At 62.4% G+C, this 15627-nt stretch carries 13 protein-coding genes and 4 tRNA genes; 12 read left to right on the forward strand and 5 right to left on the reverse strand.

Annotation, left to right across the window (positions count from 1 at the left end):
- The first annotated feature begins 23 nt into the window (after nt 1-23).
- Complete coding sequence (locus tag PCA20602_RS23725; RefSeq protein ID WP_069344390.1) at nt 24-356, forward strand: Mpo1-like protein; 333 nt, start codon at nt 24-26, stop codon at nt 354-356.
- Here the strand turns inward: PCA20602_RS23725 and PCA20602_RS23730 are convergent.
- Entirely contained in the window at nt 353-1714 is a 1362-nt protein-coding gene (locus tag PCA20602_RS23730; protein ID WP_246182315.1) for a YihY family inner membrane protein, read from the reverse strand. The two genes, PCA20602_RS23725 and PCA20602_RS23730, sit on opposite strands and share 4 nt — an antisense overlap.
- A gap of 221 nt (nt 1715-1935) precedes the next feature.
- Between PCA20602_RS23730 and wrbA the strand changes: the two genes are divergently transcribed.
- From wrbA to gudD, 11 genes are all read left to right on the forward strand, one after another.
- Nucleotides 1936-2523, forward strand: a complete 588-nt coding sequence (gene wrbA / locus PCA20602_RS23735; protein ID WP_150723285.1) for an NAD(P)H:quinone oxidoreductase — start codon at nt 1936-1938, stop codon at nt 2521-2523.
- A gap of 236 nt (nt 2524-2759) precedes the next feature.
- Nucleotides 2760-3197, forward strand: coding sequence for a DUF2069 domain-containing protein (locus PCA20602_RS23740; protein WP_150723286.1), 438 nt, complete (start codon nt 2760-2762; stop codon nt 3195-3197).
- Between the two features lie 155 nt (nt 3198-3352).
- Nucleotides 3353-4774 (forward strand): FAD-binding oxidoreductase, encoded by a 1422-nt coding sequence (locus PCA20602_RS23745; protein WP_150723287.1) that lies wholly within the window; start codon nt 3353-3355, stop codon nt 4772-4774.
- 685 nt (nt 4775-5459) lie between these two features.
- Nucleotides 5460-5849, forward strand: coding sequence for a hypothetical protein (locus tag PCA20602_RS23750; RefSeq protein ID WP_150723288.1), 390 nt, complete (start codon nt 5460-5462; stop codon nt 5847-5849).
- Nucleotides 5850-6010: 161 nt separating this feature from the next.
- Nucleotides 6011-6541: a MerR family transcriptional regulator gene (locus tag PCA20602_RS23755; protein ID WP_150723289.1), complete on the forward strand. Its 531-nt coding sequence runs from the start codon at nt 6011-6013 to the stop codon at nt 6539-6541.
- A gap of 127 nt (nt 6542-6668) precedes the next feature.
- Nucleotides 6669-8183 (forward strand): MFS transporter, encoded by a 1515-nt coding sequence (locus tag PCA20602_RS23760; protein WP_246182321.1) that lies wholly within the window; start codon nt 6669-6671, stop codon nt 8181-8183.
- Between the two features lie 86 nt (nt 8184-8269).
- Nucleotides 8270-9121 (forward strand): M90 family metallopeptidase, encoded by an 852-nt coding sequence (locus tag PCA20602_RS23765; protein WP_150723291.1) that lies wholly within the window; start codon nt 8270-8272, stop codon nt 9119-9121.
- 150 nt (nt 9122-9271) lie between these two features.
- Nucleotides 9272-9538 (forward strand): type B 50S ribosomal protein L31, encoded by a 267-nt coding sequence (locus tag PCA20602_RS23770; RefSeq protein WP_069344703.1) that lies wholly within the window; start codon nt 9272-9274, stop codon nt 9536-9538.
- Nucleotides 9539-9844: 306 nt separating this feature from the next.
- Entirely contained in the window at nt 9845-11575 is a 1731-nt protein-coding gene (locus PCA20602_RS23775) for an ArnT family glycosyltransferase (protein WP_150723292.1), read from the forward strand.
- A 28-nt stretch (nt 11576-11603) separates the two neighbouring features.
- Nucleotides 11604-12956: an MATE family efflux transporter gene (locus PCA20602_RS23780; RefSeq protein WP_150723293.1), complete on the forward strand. Its 1353-nt coding sequence runs from the start codon at nt 11604-11606 to the stop codon at nt 12954-12956.
- Nucleotides 12957-13259: 303 nt separating this feature from the next.
- The gene (gene gudD, locus PCA20602_RS23785; RefSeq protein WP_150723294.1) at nt 13260-14588 is read left to right on the forward strand and encodes a glucarate dehydratase; all 1329 of its coding nucleotides are present in this window, start codon (nt 13260-13262) and stop codon (nt 14586-14588) included.
- Between the two features lie 268 nt (nt 14589-14856).
- Here the strand turns inward: gudD and PCA20602_RS23790 are convergent.
- From PCA20602_RS23790 to PCA20602_RS23805, 4 genes are all read right to left on the reverse strand, one after another.
- Nucleotides 14857-14933: transfer RNA gene (locus PCA20602_RS23790), tRNA-Asp, on the reverse strand.
- Nucleotides 14934-15032: 99 nt separating this feature from the next.
- Nucleotides 15033-15109, reverse strand: a tRNA-Asp gene (locus PCA20602_RS23795).
- Between the two features lie 98 nt (nt 15110-15207).
- Nucleotides 15208-15283, reverse strand: a tRNA-Glu gene (locus PCA20602_RS23800).
- 170 nt (nt 15284-15453) lie between these two features.
- A tRNA-Ala gene (locus PCA20602_RS23805) sits at nt 15454-15529 on the reverse strand.
- Nucleotides 15530-15627: the final 98 nt, after the last annotated feature.

Genomic DNA, 15627 nt, shown 5'->3' on the forward strand with positions numbered 1-15627 from the left:
CATTCAGGACAAGGAGGCTTGCTATGACCGAGGAACAGAAGCCCGCACCGTCGGCGCAAACCTTTGACCGGTTTGCAGACTTTTACCCGTTTTATCTCGGTGAGCACCGCAACGCCACCTGCCGTCGTCTGCACTTCGTCGGCTCATGGGGTGTTATCGCCTTGCTGGTGACATTCGCCGTGACAGGCAATGCCTGGTGGCTGCTCGCGGCGGTGGTATGCGGTTATGCGTTCGCCTGGGTCGGTCACTTCTTCTTCGAAAAGAACCGCCCAGCTACCTTCCGTCATCCGATCTACAGCCTGATGGGCGACTGGGTCATGTTTCGCGATATCTGCGTGGGCCGCATCAAACTTTAGCGCGCAGACGGATGGGGCTCGCGTTCGCGATCCGCGCGTGCCTTATCTGCCGCATCTGCCGCGACGCCTTCGCCGTCATCGTTGACGTCGCCATCGTCGCTATCGTCATTGTCATCGCTGACCGAAGGGTCGCGCGGCAAGGCGTCGGCCAGCGGCACATCCCACTTGCCTTCGCGCAGGATGTCGGCCACGTGGGCACCATCGAGCGCGTGACGCTCCATCTGCCGCGCCAGTTCGTCGACGTTGAGCGCCAGTTGGGCCACCAGCGGTGAGAGCGTGGTCGTGCGTGGATTGGCTAACAGTAGCCAGCGCTCGGCGGGGGGCTGCATGGTGAGACGCCCGACCCATCCCATGCGCTCGAGCCGACAGAGCAGGTCGTTGGCGTGCTCCAGACTCGTGCGCATGGTGCGCGCCAGTTGCTGTGTCGTAAACCCGCCTCCGCCGGCTTCGCGATCCTGATTGAGCAGATGGATGAGCGTAAGGCCATCGAGCAGATCGCTGCCCGGGAAGCGCGGATACTGGAAATGTCCGAGCCGCAACGCCGGTAATACGGACGTGATCGTCGCACCCAGCAGTGCCACCAACCACGACAGGTAAATCCACAGCAGAAAAATCGGCACCGCTGCAAATGCCCCGTAGACGGCGGTGTAGGTCGGGAATTGACGGATGTACATGCCGAAGCCGCGCTTGGTCAGATCGAATGCCAGCGCCGCCACCACACCGCCGACCAGCGCATCGCGCCAGTCCACCTTGCAGTTCGGCATGTAGACGTACATCAGCATGAACGCCACGCTCGTGAGCGCCAGCGGAATCAGGCTCAGCATTGACGCCACCGCAGGCGGCAGTGTGCTCACCAGCGACATCGACTGGCTGAAGACGTACGAACTGATCGACAGACTCACGCCGAACAGCAGCGGCCCGAGTGTGAGGAGGCTCCAGTAGATGAGCAGACGTTGCGCCAGCGGACGCGGACGCGGCACGCGCCAGATCACGTTGAATGCCGATTCGATCGTCATCAATGTCAACACGGCCGTGACCAGCAAACCGATCAGGCCGAATGCCGTCAGGCTTTTTGCCTTCGACGCGAACTGATTGAGATAGTTGAAGATCTGCGCGTTGACGCTCTCCGGCATCAGATGTTCGAGCAGGAAGCCCTGCAAGGCGTCGCGAAACGAATTGAAAATCGGGAAGGCCGTGAACAGCGCGAACGTCACGGCGAACAGCGGGACGATCGACAGGATCGAAGTAAACGTCAGACTGCCTGCGACTTGCGGAATCCGGTCGTCCTGCGCCCGCGCAAGCGCGTATGTCAACAGTTGGCGAGCGTTATTCCAGTTGATGCGGGACAGTTTCAGCAAATCGGGCTCCGTAGTGAATGCCGGCGCGGTGTCGCCACGCTCAAGGGAACGTGGGAATGCGGGAGAGTCATGCGCCGAACGCACGTCAACGATGCGCTTACGCACGCTGACATACCGTAACGCCATGAGGAACGCCCTATAATACCCGCACTTTTCGCGGGCTTTTCAGTCCGAACCCAATGTTTTGGCCGGTTCACCACCGACTCGACCGCTTCGATTTCATGACCGAAATTCTCGTCCTGTACTACAGTCGTCACGGCACGACCGCACAACTCGCGCAATGCATCGCTGCGGGCATCGATAGTGTGCCCGGCGCGCAGGCACGGGTGCGCACCGTTCCCGCCGTGTCGACGGTATGCGAAGCCAGCGCACCCGACATTCCCGATAGCGGCCCGCCTTATGTGGAACTGCGCGATCTCGAAGAGTGCGCCGGCCTGGCGCTGGGCTCCCCGACACGCTTCGGCAACATGGCCGCCGCGCTGAAATATTTCCTCGACGGCACCACACCGCAGTGGCTCTCGGGTGCGCTCGCCGGCAAGCCGGCTTGCGTCTTCACGTCGAGCGCCAGCCTGCATGGCGGTCAGGAAAGTACGCTGCTGTCGATGATGATCCCGCTCTTGCACCATGGCATGTTGCTCATGGGCCTCCCCTACACGGAGCCTGCATTGTCCACCACGCGCACCGGCGGCTCGCCTTATGGCGCGACACACTTCGCGCACGACGGCAATCCGCTCTCGGCAGACGAACGTCAATTGGCGTCGGCCCTCGGCGCGCGACTCGCACGCGCGGCCAGCAAGCTGGCAGAATAAGCGTTTGCTACGCGTGAACGGCGGCGGCGCCGATTTGCCGATGTCCCCCCTGTCGGGCGACGGATCGAAGATTGGCGTTAGCGGCCAGCGTTATAGGGTGGCGGTAAAGGGTGGCGGTAAAGGGTGGCGATAAAGGACGGCGAGCGAACAAGCGTCGCCCACGACACCCGGCCGGCCCGGTCACCACGCGTCATCACGCCTCACTCCGCAGTATTCAAGGCCCACGAGACAAGCCCATGACTGCTACACCGCCCGATCTGCCGCACGACGTTACCCGTCCGGACGTGCCCCCACACGCCTCGGCGAACCGCGCGCACTGGTTGCGCCGTCTGAGCATCGCGAGTCTGCTGGCGTTGATTGCGTTGTCGGTGGCGTGGGAATTGTGGCTCGCGCCGCTGCGTCCCGGCGGCTCGTGGCTGGTGCTCAAGGCATTGCTTCTGTTGTTGCCGCTGCGCGGTGTGCTGCGCGGCAATCTGTACACGCTTCAATGGTCGAGCATGTTCATCCTGCTGTTTCTTGCGGAAGGCGTAGTGCGCGGGATGTCCGATACCGGCGCATCCGCCTCACTGGCCTGGATCGAGACGGCGCTCTCGCTCGTCTTCTTTTTCGCCACGGTCTTTTACCTGCGTCCCTATAAGCGCGCGGCGAAAGCATGTGCGACAGCCGCCCGTTAGCCGTCGCCCGCTATCGTTTCAGACCGCACTCACCGATCAGCCGTCACGCCTCTCACGTCTCTCACGCTGCTCATGTCCGCGCCGTCAGCTTCGCCCGCCCCGCCTGAATCAACAGCGGGCTGCGCGATCTCAGGCCAGGCAAGGCCCCCACTGCCATGAACCACGCCGAATTCCTCACCGCCTGCCGCGACCTGCTGGGACGTGACCATGTCCTGGAAGCGGCCACCGACACCAGCGCCTACCTCACGGATCAACGCAAGCGCTATGTCGGCAATGCCCTCGCCGTGCTGCGCCCGGCTGACGCAGCACAGACCGCCGCACTGGTGCGTCTATGCGTTGCGCACGGTGTACCGATGGTGCCTCAAGGCGGCAACACAGGCCTTGCCGGAGGCGCGACACCCGACGCGAGCGGACGCCAGGTCGTCATCAGCCTGCGTCGTCTGGACCGCATCCGGCAAGTCGACGCCGATAACATGACCCTGACCGCCGAGGCGGGCTGCCTGCTCGCCAACGTGCAGGCAGCCGCCGCCGCCGTCGAACGACTCTTTCCGCTGAGCCTCGCGGCAGAAGGCAGTTGCACCATCGGTGGCAATCTCGCGACGAATGCGGGCGGCACTGCCGTGCTGCGTTACGGCAATGCACGCGAATTGTGTCTCGGGCTCGAGGTCGTGACGCCACAAGGCGAACTGTGGGACGGACTGCGCGGTCTGCGCAAGGACAATACCGGTTACGACCTGCGCGATCTCTTCATCGGCGCGGAAGGCACGCTCGGCCTCATTACCGCAGCGACGCTCAAGGTCTTCGCGCAGCCGGCGGCCCGCATGACTGCGCTCGCCGCACTCGACAGCCCTGCTGACGCCCTCGCGCTACTCAATCTCGCCCAACGCATGGCGGGTCCGTTGCTCACGGGCTTCGAGCTGATGTCGGACTTTTGCCTGAAGCTCGTCGCGACGGTGTTCGAGCAGCAGCGATATCCGTTCTCGCAACCGTATGCCCAAGCTGTCCTGCTGGAGCTTTCCGACAACGAGAGCGAAGCGCACGCCCGCGACCTGCTCGAGCGAGTGCTGAACGACGCCATCGAACAAGGGATCGTGCGCGACGCCGTCGTCGCGAGCAGCCTCGCACAGTCCAATGCGCTCTGGCATTTGCGCGAGAGCATTCCGCTCGCGCAATCGGCCACCGGCCTCAACATCAAGCACGATATCGCGGTGCCGGTCTCGCAAGTGCCAGCGTTCATCGCGGCCACCGACCCTATCGTCCAGCGCATCGCGCCCGGCGCCCGCATGGTGACGTTCGGTCATCTCGGCGACGGCAATCTGCATTACAACGTCATGGCGCCCGAAGGCGTCGATCCTGCCGCGTTTCTCAAGCAGTATCAGGCACCCGTGACCTCCGCGGTGCACGACAGCGTGCATGCGCATCGCGGCACCATCAGCGCGGAACATGGACTCGGTCAGTTCAAGCGTGAGGCGGCGGCCGCTTACAAATCGCCGGTAGAGCTTTCGCTGATGCGCGCGATCAAGACCGCCCTCGATCCGCTCGGCCTGATGAATCCTGGCAAGGTGCTGCCCGACTGAGTGAGCCAGCGGACACGCGTACTCGGGGTACCCAGCCTCGACCTCAGCCTCGACGCATCACGCCAGGCGATTCGCATCAAGAAATCGCCAAAACTTGAAGAAATGTCGTCAATTTCGCGACAAAAAGCCGCGAAATGCCGCCATTTTCTTTACATGGGTGCACCGAACCCCTAGAATGGCATCTTTCCAATTACGACGGAGTTTTCCGTGGGCAGTTGCTCTAGTAGCACGCAAGCGTCGGCAATGACCGGCGACGCGTTGGCCCGGTAACCCGCAGTCGTCCTCGACTGCCGCTGCCGGTCCCAATGCCGCAGCGGTAGTGCATCGATCGCACCGAGTTCCGATGACGCCAGCGTCATCCGCGTCTTTCGGCAGCGATCTCTCGATCTCGCAATCACGCGACTCGTTTTCCCGCATCTACCCCGCAGTTCAGCGTTTGTTTGACGGATGGGGACACCTCGTCCGGCACAAGGCACGCTCCAGGCGCTATTGCGCGTCCGACATCTCACCGTCGCTCGCATTCAGCAACGAAAGCCTGCCGACGCTTGCGTCGAATTCATGTATTGCATGGCGTCTCGTACGTTCCCGTCCCGGTTGACACTGGACGAGGCCATCACGAGTCCTATGCGACACATCGCCAAGCCCCGGCATCCGCCGTCTCAGGCCCTTGATTCAGGAGGACACCATGACGCTGCAAATGCTTATCCCGTCGCTGTTCGATCGCGCTCGCGCCCGGCTGGCGCCCAACGCCGCAGCTTCGACGCCAACCGTAGCCCAGGCCAGCGACACACACCAGCCTCATTCGCCGCAGTACCGGCTGGTCGTCCTGACGCTGGCATCGAAGGCCGACGCCATCGACGCGACCGTCTGCGACGCACTGCGCACCCAGCGCATTACCCCGGAAATGGCGACCCGCACGGACCGCTCGGGCGGCTACTTGCTCGAACTCGATTACGTGCTGCGGTGCGAGCGCAATCGTCGCGCAGCGCTCGTTCACCTCGTCTCGACGCTCGGCGACACCGCTGGCGTGCGCGCGATCCGCTGGGAAACGGCGCCAAATCTCTCGGCACGCTGACCCAGTCCTTCCCGCGATCCGTCGGCCCGCCACATTTCGACGCTCCCGCGTCGTGGTGTGGCGGGCCGATTGTCCTTCAAGATCACCGACACACCCAAACCTGTACGTTCACGTATAGGTTGTGCTAATATTCGTGCCATCATTCGATCGGAGGCACGCTCATGCCCGCAGATCCTTCATCCCCAACCGCCTCACCCGACGTCGACACCTCGTTCGACGACACGTCAATGCTGAGCGTCGGTCAGGCGGCCGCTGCGCTCGGCGTCACGGCCCGCACGCTGAAGTACTACGAAGAGCTGAATCTCGTCGTTCCGGCCCGCAGCGGCGGACGTTACCGGATGTACACGCAAGCCGATCTGGCCACGTTCGGCCGCATTTTGCGCATGCGCTCGCTAGGCTTCTCGATTGCCGCCATCACGGAAATGCTCAAGCGCCCGCGCCGGATGGTCGAAGCCGGCAAGTCGCGCATGAACGAGGAAGACCTCCAGGTGGTGCGCGAGGCGTTGACGTCCCAACTCGACACCCTCCGGGAACGCACTGCGCAGGTTCGACGCGAGTTACGCGAGGCGGAAAAACTCGAAGCCCAGATCGAGCACGACCTCAAGTACATCGAGCAGCGGCTTCGCGGCGTGCCTGCCGACGAGTTGCTGGCCGAACGCGCCGCGAAAGCGCGCCAGCCGTCGTCTCGCTGACCCCTCGCTCCCGCACCAACCTTCTCCCGCCATGACACGCACCGCAGCGCCCTCCCATACCGCACCATCGCCGCCGACGACGCCTCCGCGCCCGTCGGCGTCCGGGGGTGCCGGCCCCTTGCGGCCGATGCGGGCGGAGGCCTATCGCTATGCCATTGGCCTGATTCCCGGTCTCGAGTTCTTCGAAAACGCACTGCTCGTCTACTTCGCCGTCTACGTGTCGGGCGGCGTGGACGCCTCGCCGAAAGAGTTCGTCTGGATGACGACGGCCTACGGCATCGCCTCGGTGCTCGCCATCCTCAAACAACAATGGTTCGTCGAGCGCATCGGTTACCGTCGCTATCTGACGGCATCGCTACTGCTCTATGCCTGCGGCGCCATCCTCGCGGGCACCAGCGAGAGCGTGACGCAGCTCGTGATTGCCCGGGCGTTTCAGGGATTTTGCGCGGGTAGCTGGATGAGTTCGTGCCGCATTCTGGCGCAGGTGAGCGTGCCGGCGGAGCGCCGTGGCAAGACGGTGCAGACGTTCGCATTGCTGCTGTTCACCGGGGCGGCCGCCGCACCACTCATCGGCGGCTTGCTGGTGTCCGAATACACCTGGCGCACCCTCTTCCTGTGCACGGCGCCGCCCGCGGTGCTGCTAGCCGGGCTCGCCTGGTTCGCCGTGCCGGACGTCGGCCGTCTGCGCGATCGCGTCTCGGGCGGCAGCTACCCGTTCGCACCGTTCATGGCATTCGCCCTTGCAATGGGCGCGTTTCAGGTCGTGCTTCAGGAAATGCGTTACACGCTCTGGCTGCAAACGCCGGTGCTGCCCTTGCTGACCGTCGTCGGTGTCGGTGCGCTGGTCTGGTTTGGCTACCACCAATGGCAGCACCCCGCGCCGTTCATCCGCCTGCAATCGCTGCGTCGACGCGAGTTTCAAGTCGGCCTGGTCCTGTACGCGGCTTACTACTATCTGGCAAACACCCAGAGCTATCTGATGCCTCGCCTGCTGGAGCAGGGCCTTGGCTTCACCGTCGAGCGCACCGGACAACTGCTGGGTTATTCGGCGTTGCTCACAGTGATCCTGCTGATCGCCTACTTTCGCGTCGCAAAGTTCATTACGAACAAGAAGCTGCTGATCGTGAGCGGCTTCCTGATGACGATCAGCACCAGCGTCTGGCTTGGCGCCATGCCGCCCGACGCTGGCCAGTCGCAGCTCTACGGTGTGCTCGCCCTCAAGGCGGTTTTCGGCATTTTCACCGTGCTGCCGGTGGCAAACCTGACGTTTCGCACGTTCGATCACGAAAGCTTCGTACACGGCTACCGGCTGAAGAACATTCTTCGCCAGTTGTCCGGCTCGTTCGCCGTCTCGACGATCGTAGCCTTCGAGCAGCATCGCGAAGCGCTGCATCGCACCCGGCTCACGGAGGTCGCCAATCCATACAACCCGATCTTCACGCAGACGCTGGACACCCTCGCCAATGCGCTCACTCACGCAGGCGTTGCCGCATCGCAGGCGCACGGCGCCGCGCTTGCGCAAATCGCCCAGATGATCCAGCGGCAAGCCGCGTTTCTCTCGTTCATCGACGGCTTTCACTTCATCGCCATCGTGGCGCTGTGTGGCGCAATTTTTGCGGCAATCCAGAAGCAGCTAAATTAGAATCGTCAGCGTCATTTGCCTTTGCGCCGCAGGCGCATTGGTACCGCACGAACCCTCGCCGCAGCGCCACGCCGGACACGCACGCCATGCTCAAGACCCTGTTCGCCAGCCTCGGACTCTCCCGCAAAGCCACAGCGATCGACGACAGCATCTGGCACGAAGTCGTCGGCGCATTGCCATTCCTTTCCCGACGCACCTCGGCAGACCTCGAAAAGCTCCGCACACTGGCCACCGACTTTCTGGCCAGCAAGCACTTCTCCACCGCACACGACCTGCCGCTGACCGACGCCATGTGCGTCTCCGTCGCCGCACAGGCGTGCCTGCCGATTCTCCATCTACCCCCGGCGTTGTATCGCGGATGGACCGGCATCGTGCTCTACCCGGGCGAGTTTCTGATCCGCAAGACGGTGCAGGATGAGGCCGGCGTCGTGCATGACGTCGAGCAGGAGGCCAGCGGCGAAGCGTGGGAGGGCGGACCTGTCGTGCTGTCGTGGCAAGACGTTCAGGCGAGCGACGTGCTCGCCTACAACGTCGTGATCCATGAATTCGTCCACAAGATCGATATGGAGGGTGGCGAGGCCGACGGCGTGCCGCCGATGCTGCGCCGCCTTCACGGCGATCTGACGACGGAAGTATGGTGCAACGTCTTCGATCCGGCCTACGAGGAGTTCTGTCACCACGTGGCGAATGTCCCGGACGCCGACTGGGACGCCTTCGCGTCGACCTCGCTACTCGATCCGTATGCGACGGAACACGAGTCGGAATTCTTCGCGGTATGCGCCGAAGCGTTCTTCGTGGCCCCGGAGGCCTTCCGGCACGAATATCCGGCCCTGTACGCGCTGTTTTCGCGCTATTTCCTGCAAGATCCCGCCACGCCAGTCACTGCGCTGCCGGACGCCACGCCGCCCGCGACGCCCGGGCCTTCCGCAACCCCATGAAAACTTTGCGAAAATTGTGGTTTTCGTGGCATAATGCGCGTTTTCCAAATCCGGAAAGTGGTCGACGCGTATTCCGTCAAAAGGCGGCAATTGCGTTAGCGGGTCAGGTGACTCGCGCAGGCTGGCTACCGACTTAACTCAAGGCCCATCATGAAAGAAGGCATTCACCCGAATTACCGCGAAGTCGTGTTCAAGGACATGACCCCGGGCATCGACTTCCAGTTCATCTGCCGCTCGACGGTTCAGTCGAAGGAAAGCATCGAAATCGACGGCAAGACCTACCCGCTCGTGAAGCTGGATACGTCGTCGGCATCGCACAACTTCTACACCGGCGAAACCCGCATCATGGACGCGGAAGGTCGTGTGGACAAGTTCCGCAAGAAGTTCGGCAACCGCGCCGGCGGCAAGGCTGCCTAAGTTTTACAGGCAGATCGCCGCACAACGCGATGCGGGGCCCGGCAGACGATGGCGGGCCAGTGCATCAGGGGCAATACCCCGGCGTTGCGGAAAGTGTTGGAAAGGGGCAGCTCAGGCTGCCCTTTTTTCTTGGTTCTGTTCTGCGCCATTTCATCGGTTACTGTCATACTGTCGACTTTTCCGGGCGCCCCGGGCCTTCCTCCAGGTTGGCACCACGCGTTGCCGCAGGTTTGACCCCCCGGGTCATTTCCGGCCATCCCTCCGCTTTCCCGATCCGGCCGCTCTGCCGGTCCTGCCGTATTGCCTATGAAACGAGTTCGCATCACTGCCTCCGCCACCAGCGCGCTGCCGCGTTCGCTGCTGATCGCCATTTGCGTCATCTATGTGCTGGCGGGGTTGTTTGGTCGCGACCCGTGGAAAAACGAAGACGCTGCCGGCTTCGGCATCATGTGGACGATGGCCCATGGTCATTTGTCCGACTGGCTGCTGCCGAACATCGCAGGCAAACCCATTTACGATAACGGCCCGCTCGTCTCGTGGCTCGGTGCGCTCGCCATTCGCGCTTTCTCATGGCTCGACGCGCCCGACGCCGCCCGCATCGTCACAGGCCTCTGCTTCTACATCACCTGCACGTTCATCTGGTACGGCACCTATCTGCTCGGTCGCCGCCCGGAAGTGCAACCGTTCAAATACGCTTTCGGTGGCGAACCCGAGCCGCGCGACTACGGCCGTACGCTTGCCGACGGCGCACTGCTGATTCTGCTTGCCTGTTTCGGTCTGGCCGAACGCGGTCATGAAACCACGGCAACGGTCGGACAGCTCACGCTCATCTCGATGGCCATCTACGGTCTGGTGCGCAGTCTGGACAAGCCGCGCCAGGGCGCCGTGTGGTTCGGCTTCGCGCTCGGCGGCATGGCGCTCGCGTCTTCACCGCTGATGACGCTCTCGCTGTGGATCGCCGGCATCGTCGCTGCCGTGGTGTGCCGCGCCCTGCCCCTGCGCATGCTGTTGCTGGTGTCCACCCCCATCACGTTGCTCCTCGCCTGCACCTGGCCGCTCGCCGCGCTCAAGTTCGCAGACGGTGCACGTCGCTGGCTCGGCGAATGGGCCGACATCGGCGTAGACACTTTCAGCGGACCGACACTCAGCTCGCTGAGCTATATCGTCAAGAACCTCGCACTGTTCGCGTGGCCTGCATGGCCGCTGGCTGCGTGGTCACTGTATTCCTGGCGTGGTATGCGACGCGCGCCGCATATCGCCATATCGCTCGTCTTCGCCATCACGCTGCTTGTGCTGATCGTGCTGCAAGCGCATCAGGGCAACCAGCTCTTCATGCTGGTACTGCCCGCTCTGTCCATCATCGCGGCGTTCGGTTTGCCCACGCTCAAGCGCGGCACGGTCAACGCCATCGACTGGTTTGCCGTGCTCTCGTTCACCGTGCTGGCGGGCTTCGTATGGATCGTCTGGCTCGCAGGCATTACCGGCTTCCCGGCCTCGACGGCACGTAATCTGCGACGCCTTGTGCCCGGCTTTGCCCCGGAATTCAGCTGGATCACGCTCATCAGCGCCCTGCTCGTCACGGGTGCCTGGGTGACGCTCGTGGCATGGCGCGTGTCGCGCAGCCCGAAGGTGCTGTGGCGCAGCGTGGTGCTGTCGTCCGGCGGCACAACCCTGATGTGGGTGCTGCTCATGACACTCTGGCTGCCGGTCGTGAACTACGGCCGCACGTATCGCGACGTGGCCGCGCAGATCTCGGCACACCTGCCCGCAGATTACACCTGCATCCGTACCGCAAGAGTGGGCGACGCACAGCTCGCGTCGTTCGCGTACTTCGGCAACATGCGCTTCGGTTCGGCAGACGACGATTGCGACGTGCTGCTGCGTCAGGATTCACAGGATTACAGCGAACCGCTGTCGCTCGCGCCGTACGAATGGCGCCAACTCTGGGAAGGCCGCCGCGCGGCCGACCGCGACGAGCGCTTCCGTCTCTACGTGCTCCAGGAACGTCCGTGGCGGCGCGCCGCGCGCCCGCGCTGATCGCTCGCCACCGTCACCGACCCTCACCATGTGGCACGACATCAAACGCATTGCCACACTCGCGTGGCCGGTTCTGATTGGTCAATTGGCCGTCATCGCCTTCGGGGTGATGGATACCGCCATGGTCGGACGCGCATCCGCGTTCGATCTCGCATCGCTGGCCCTCGGAGGCTCGATCTACATCACGGTCTACGTTGGCCTGATGGGCATTCTCGTCGCGCTCTCCCCCATCGCAGCACAGCTTTACGGCGCGGGTGGGCGTACCGCGATCGGCGAAGAGGTGCGTCAGACGTTCTGGCTCGCGCTATTCCTCGCGATTCCGGGGTTCCTGGTGCTGTCGCATCCACAGTTCATCCTGCGTCTCTCGCAAGCGACACCCGAACTCGAAGCCCGCGCAAGTGCGTATCTGCACATCCTCGCGTACGGCCTGCCTGCCGCCATGCTGTTTCGTGTGTATTCGTCGCTGTCGACGGCCGTCGCGCAGCCACGCATCGTCATGGTCATTCAGGTGACAGGACTGGCCCTCAAGGTGCCGCTGAACCTCGCCCTGATTTACGGCGTCGAGCGGTTCGGCATTCCGGCACTGGGCAGCACCGGCTGCGCCATCGCCACCACCGCCATCAACTGGGTGTCGTGCGGACTGGGACTTACGCTCATGGCGCGTCACCCGAAGCTGCGTGAGTTCGGCGTCTTCGCGAAGTTCTGCTGGCCGCAATGGCAGGCAATCCGCGCGCTGCTGAAGCTCGGCGTGCCGATGGGGCTGAGCTACCTGATCGAAGTGACGGCGTACTCGTTCATGGCGATCTTCATCGCTCGCCTGGGAGACGTCACCCTCGCCGGCCACCAGATCGCCGCGAACCTCGGCGCACTCATGTACATGCTGCCGATGTCGATCGGCATCGCGACGGCAACACTCACCGCCCAGGCCATCGGCTCGCGTGACTTCAAAGCTGCGCAGTTGGTGGGACGCCGGGGCGTCGAGCTCGCAGGGACTTTGGGGCTGGTGATGGCTGCGCTGATGTGGCTGTGCCGACCATTGGTTCTCGCCGCCTATACCGCCGATCCGCTGGTCGCCGCCGTCACCACGCCGCTGCTCGCCATCGTCGCCGTTTATCACATCTTCGATGCGCTTCAGGTCAACGCTGTCTTCGTACTTCGCGCATGGAAGGTGGCGGTCGTGCCGACGGTCATCTATGCCGTGTCCTTGTGGGGCGTCGGCCTGGGCGGCGGTTATGTCCTGGGTTTCGACGTCGGCGGTGTCTCCCCCGCCTGGCTGCACGGTGCAACGGGCTTCTGGGCGGCCAACAGTGCCAGCGTTGCGGTCGCCGCCGTCGGGCTGCTGATGTATCTGCGCTGGGTCGTTCACGCGAAGGCACGTTGAGTATTGAGCGACGCGCACACGCCGGACGGTACTTGCAACGTAGTACCCGCCCTTCCTCGTCATCGATGGTTGTACGATAACAATCGCAAAGCGATATGCCAGCCCCCTTCTAGCCCGGCTGGCATCAGACACCTACACGGCCAAATCCCTTAACCCACAATGTCTTCATGACGACGTGGTCATCGCGAAACGGGTATACCCGAAAAGGCAACGCACTGAACTTTTCATAGAATGTTGTCTGACGACATACAACAATGTATGTCTGACGCTTCGTTCCCTTTGGTCTGATCAACGTTCCCTGCCATGAGCCGAACCCCCATCGTCACCGAATTGCGCGTTGTTCCCGTCGCCGGCCGCGACAGCATGCTGCTGAATCTGAGCGGCGCGCACGGCCCCTTCTTCACGCGTAACCTCGTCATCCTCCAGGACAGCGCCGGACACACCGGCGTTGGCGAAGTCCCCGGCGGAGAATCGATTCGCAAGACGCTGGAAGACGCACGCCCCTACGTCGTCGGACAATCGGTCGCGAACATTCAGACAATCCTCGGTCAGACCCGTCGTGCGTTCGCCGACCGCGATGCCGGCGGACGCGGCCTGCAAACCTTCGATCTGCGTACCACGATCCACGCCGTGACCGCGCTCGAAGCCGCCTTGCTCGATCTGCTCGGTCAACATCTGGAAGTGCCGGTCGCCGCACTGCTTGGCGAGGGGCAGCAGCGCAGCGAAGTCGCGATGCTCGGCTACCTCTTCTTCATTGGAGACCGACAGGCGACCGATCTCGCTTACGCAGACAACCGAGGTGCCAGAGACGATTGGGAGCGCGTTCGTACCGAAGTCGCCATGACCCCCGACGCAGTCGTTCGTCTGGCGGAAGCCGCCCACGCGCGATACGGCTTTCAGGACTTCAAGCTCAAGGGCGGCGTACTCGAAGGCGATGCCGAGATCGAGGCCGTCACCGCGCTCGCCAAACGCTTCCCGCAAGCTCGGGTCACACTGGACCCGAACGGCGCATGGTCGCTCGCAGAAGCGGTGCGCCTGTGCCGCGACCAGCATGATGTGCTCGCGTATGCCGAAGATCCCTGCGGCGCAGAAAACGGGTACTCGGGACGCGAAGTCATGGCCGAATTCCGTCGCGCGACGGGCCTGCCGACGGCCACCAACATGATCGCGACGGACTGGCGTCAGATGGGCCACGCGATTCAGCTTCAGTCGGTCGACATCCCGCTGGCAGACCCGCATTTCTGGACGATGCAGGGTTCGGTGCGCGTCGCCCAGATGTGCCATGAGTGGGGACTGACATGGGGCTCGCACTCGAACAATCACTTCGACGTTTCGCTCGCGATGTTCACTCACGTCGCCGCGGCGGCGCCCGGCAAGATCACTGCGATCGACACACACTGGATCTGGCAGGATGGCCAGTACCTCACACGTAATCCCCTTCGCATCGTCGACGGCAACGTTCAGGTGCCGACGACACCGGGGTTGGGTGTCACGCTGGACATGGAGGCTGTCGAAGCGGCTCACGCGCTTTATCTGGAACATGGTCTGGGTGCGCGCGATGACAGCGTCGCCATGCAATACCTGATCCCCGACTGGAAATTCGATCCGAAGCGCCCCTGCCTCGTGCGGTGATCGAGGCACGGCATGTTGAATTCAGGGCGAGTTGGCGCAAAAATCCAGCCGCCCTGTCAGCAGGAAGTCGCAATGCGCGCGATCTACGAATTTTTCATAGATTGCGCGAAAAATCCGCAAGCCACCTTGAGATCGAATCACTGAGGGAAAAATCGATATTGAAGCACCCGAATAGCCCCGTTGCAGGACATCGATAAAGCGGCGCAACAAACAGATTTGCGACAGACATAAAAAAAGCCCAGGCGGTTAAGCCTGGGCTTTCTTCGTTTGGCGGAGCGGACGGGGCTCGAACCCGCGACCCCCGGCGTGACAGGCCGGTATTCTAACCAACTGAACTACCGCTCCAAACTTGCTACAGCATCGCGATGTCACTCACTTTGCTTTCCTGCTAGTTGCTCGGCATTGCTGCGTTTTCACGCGCATATCACCGAACTTCGTAGGTTTTGGCGGAGCGGACGGGGCTCGAACCCGCGACCCCCGGCGTGACAGGCCGGTATTCTAACCAACTGAACTACCGCTCCAAAACCGACAAAAAAACCCGCCTAACTTTCAGCGGGCTTTACGCCACTAACTGCTTGGCATTTTCAAACTGATACCGACTCGCTACCGGCACCAATTCTGGCGTCCCCTAGGGGATTCGAACCCCTGTACTCACCGTGAAAGGGTGATGTCCTAGGCCTCTAGACGAAGGGGACAAAATCGTCAAAACTTTGTCTGTTTCGCTAACCGCTTACTGCATTTCGCGAAGAACGCTATTCTAAACAACATTTCTTCGCTTGTGAAGCTTTATTTTCAAGTTTTTTGCATCGTTTTTGCAAGAATCTTGCTGTTTCGACGCAGCTTGAAAATCAAGCTTCTGAATCCGTGGTGGAGGTAAGCGGGATCGAACCGCTGACCTCTTGCATGCCATGCAAGCGCTCTCCCAGCTGAGCTATACCCCCCCGAACAGAGAAATGAGATTCTAATGACAAACCCATTTCCTGTAAATACCCTTCCCGCATTTTTTCCGCATTATTTTGCGAATCCGTGCGAAAGATGA

The sequence above is a fragment of the Pandoraea capi genome (genome assembly GCF_902459735.1).
Lineage (GTDB): Bacteria > Pseudomonadota > Gammaproteobacteria > Burkholderiales > Burkholderiaceae > Pandoraea > Pandoraea capi.

Excerpts from the sequence above, each read along its gene's own strand:
- PCA20602_RS23725 (WP_069344390.1), top strand. The coding sequence starts at position 24 with ATGACCGAGGAACAGAAGCCCGCACCGTCGGCGCAAACCTTTGACCGG.
- wrbA (WP_150723285.1), top strand. The coding sequence starts at position 1,936 with ATGACCGAAATTCTCGTCCTGTACTACAGTCGTCACGGCACGACCGCA.
- PCA20602_RS23740 (WP_150723286.1), top strand. The coding sequence starts at position 2,760 with ATGACTGCTACACCGCCCGATCTGCCGCACGACGTTACCCGTCCGGAC.
- PCA20602_RS23745 (WP_150723287.1), top strand. The coding sequence starts at position 3,353 with ATGAACCACGCCGAATTCCTCACCGCCTGCCGCGACCTGCTGGGACGT.
- PCA20602_RS23750 (WP_150723288.1), top strand. The coding sequence starts at position 5,460 with ATGACGCTGCAAATGCTTATCCCGTCGCTGTTCGATCGCGCTCGCGCC.
- PCA20602_RS23755 (WP_150723289.1), top strand. The coding sequence starts at position 6,011 with ATGCCCGCAGATCCTTCATCCCCAACCGCCTCACCCGACGTCGACACC.
- PCA20602_RS23760 (WP_246182321.1), top strand. The coding sequence starts at position 6,669 with ATGCGGGCGGAGGCCTATCGCTATGCCATTGGCCTGATTCCCGGTCTC.
- PCA20602_RS23765 (WP_150723291.1), top strand. The coding sequence starts at position 8,270 with ATGCTCAAGACCCTGTTCGCCAGCCTCGGACTCTCCCGCAAAGCCACA.
- PCA20602_RS23770 (WP_069344703.1), top strand. The coding sequence starts at position 9,272 with ATGAAAGAAGGCATTCACCCGAATTACCGCGAAGTCGTGTTCAAGGAC.
- PCA20602_RS23775 (WP_150723292.1), top strand. The coding sequence starts at position 9,845 with ATGAAACGAGTTCGCATCACTGCCTCCGCCACCAGCGCGCTGCCGCGT.
- PCA20602_RS23780 (WP_150723293.1), top strand. The coding sequence starts at position 11,604 with ATGTGGCACGACATCAAACGCATTGCCACACTCGCGTGGCCGGTTCTG.
- gudD (WP_150723294.1), top strand. The coding sequence starts at position 13,260 with ATGAGCCGAACCCCCATCGTCACCGAATTGCGCGTTGTTCCCGTCGCC.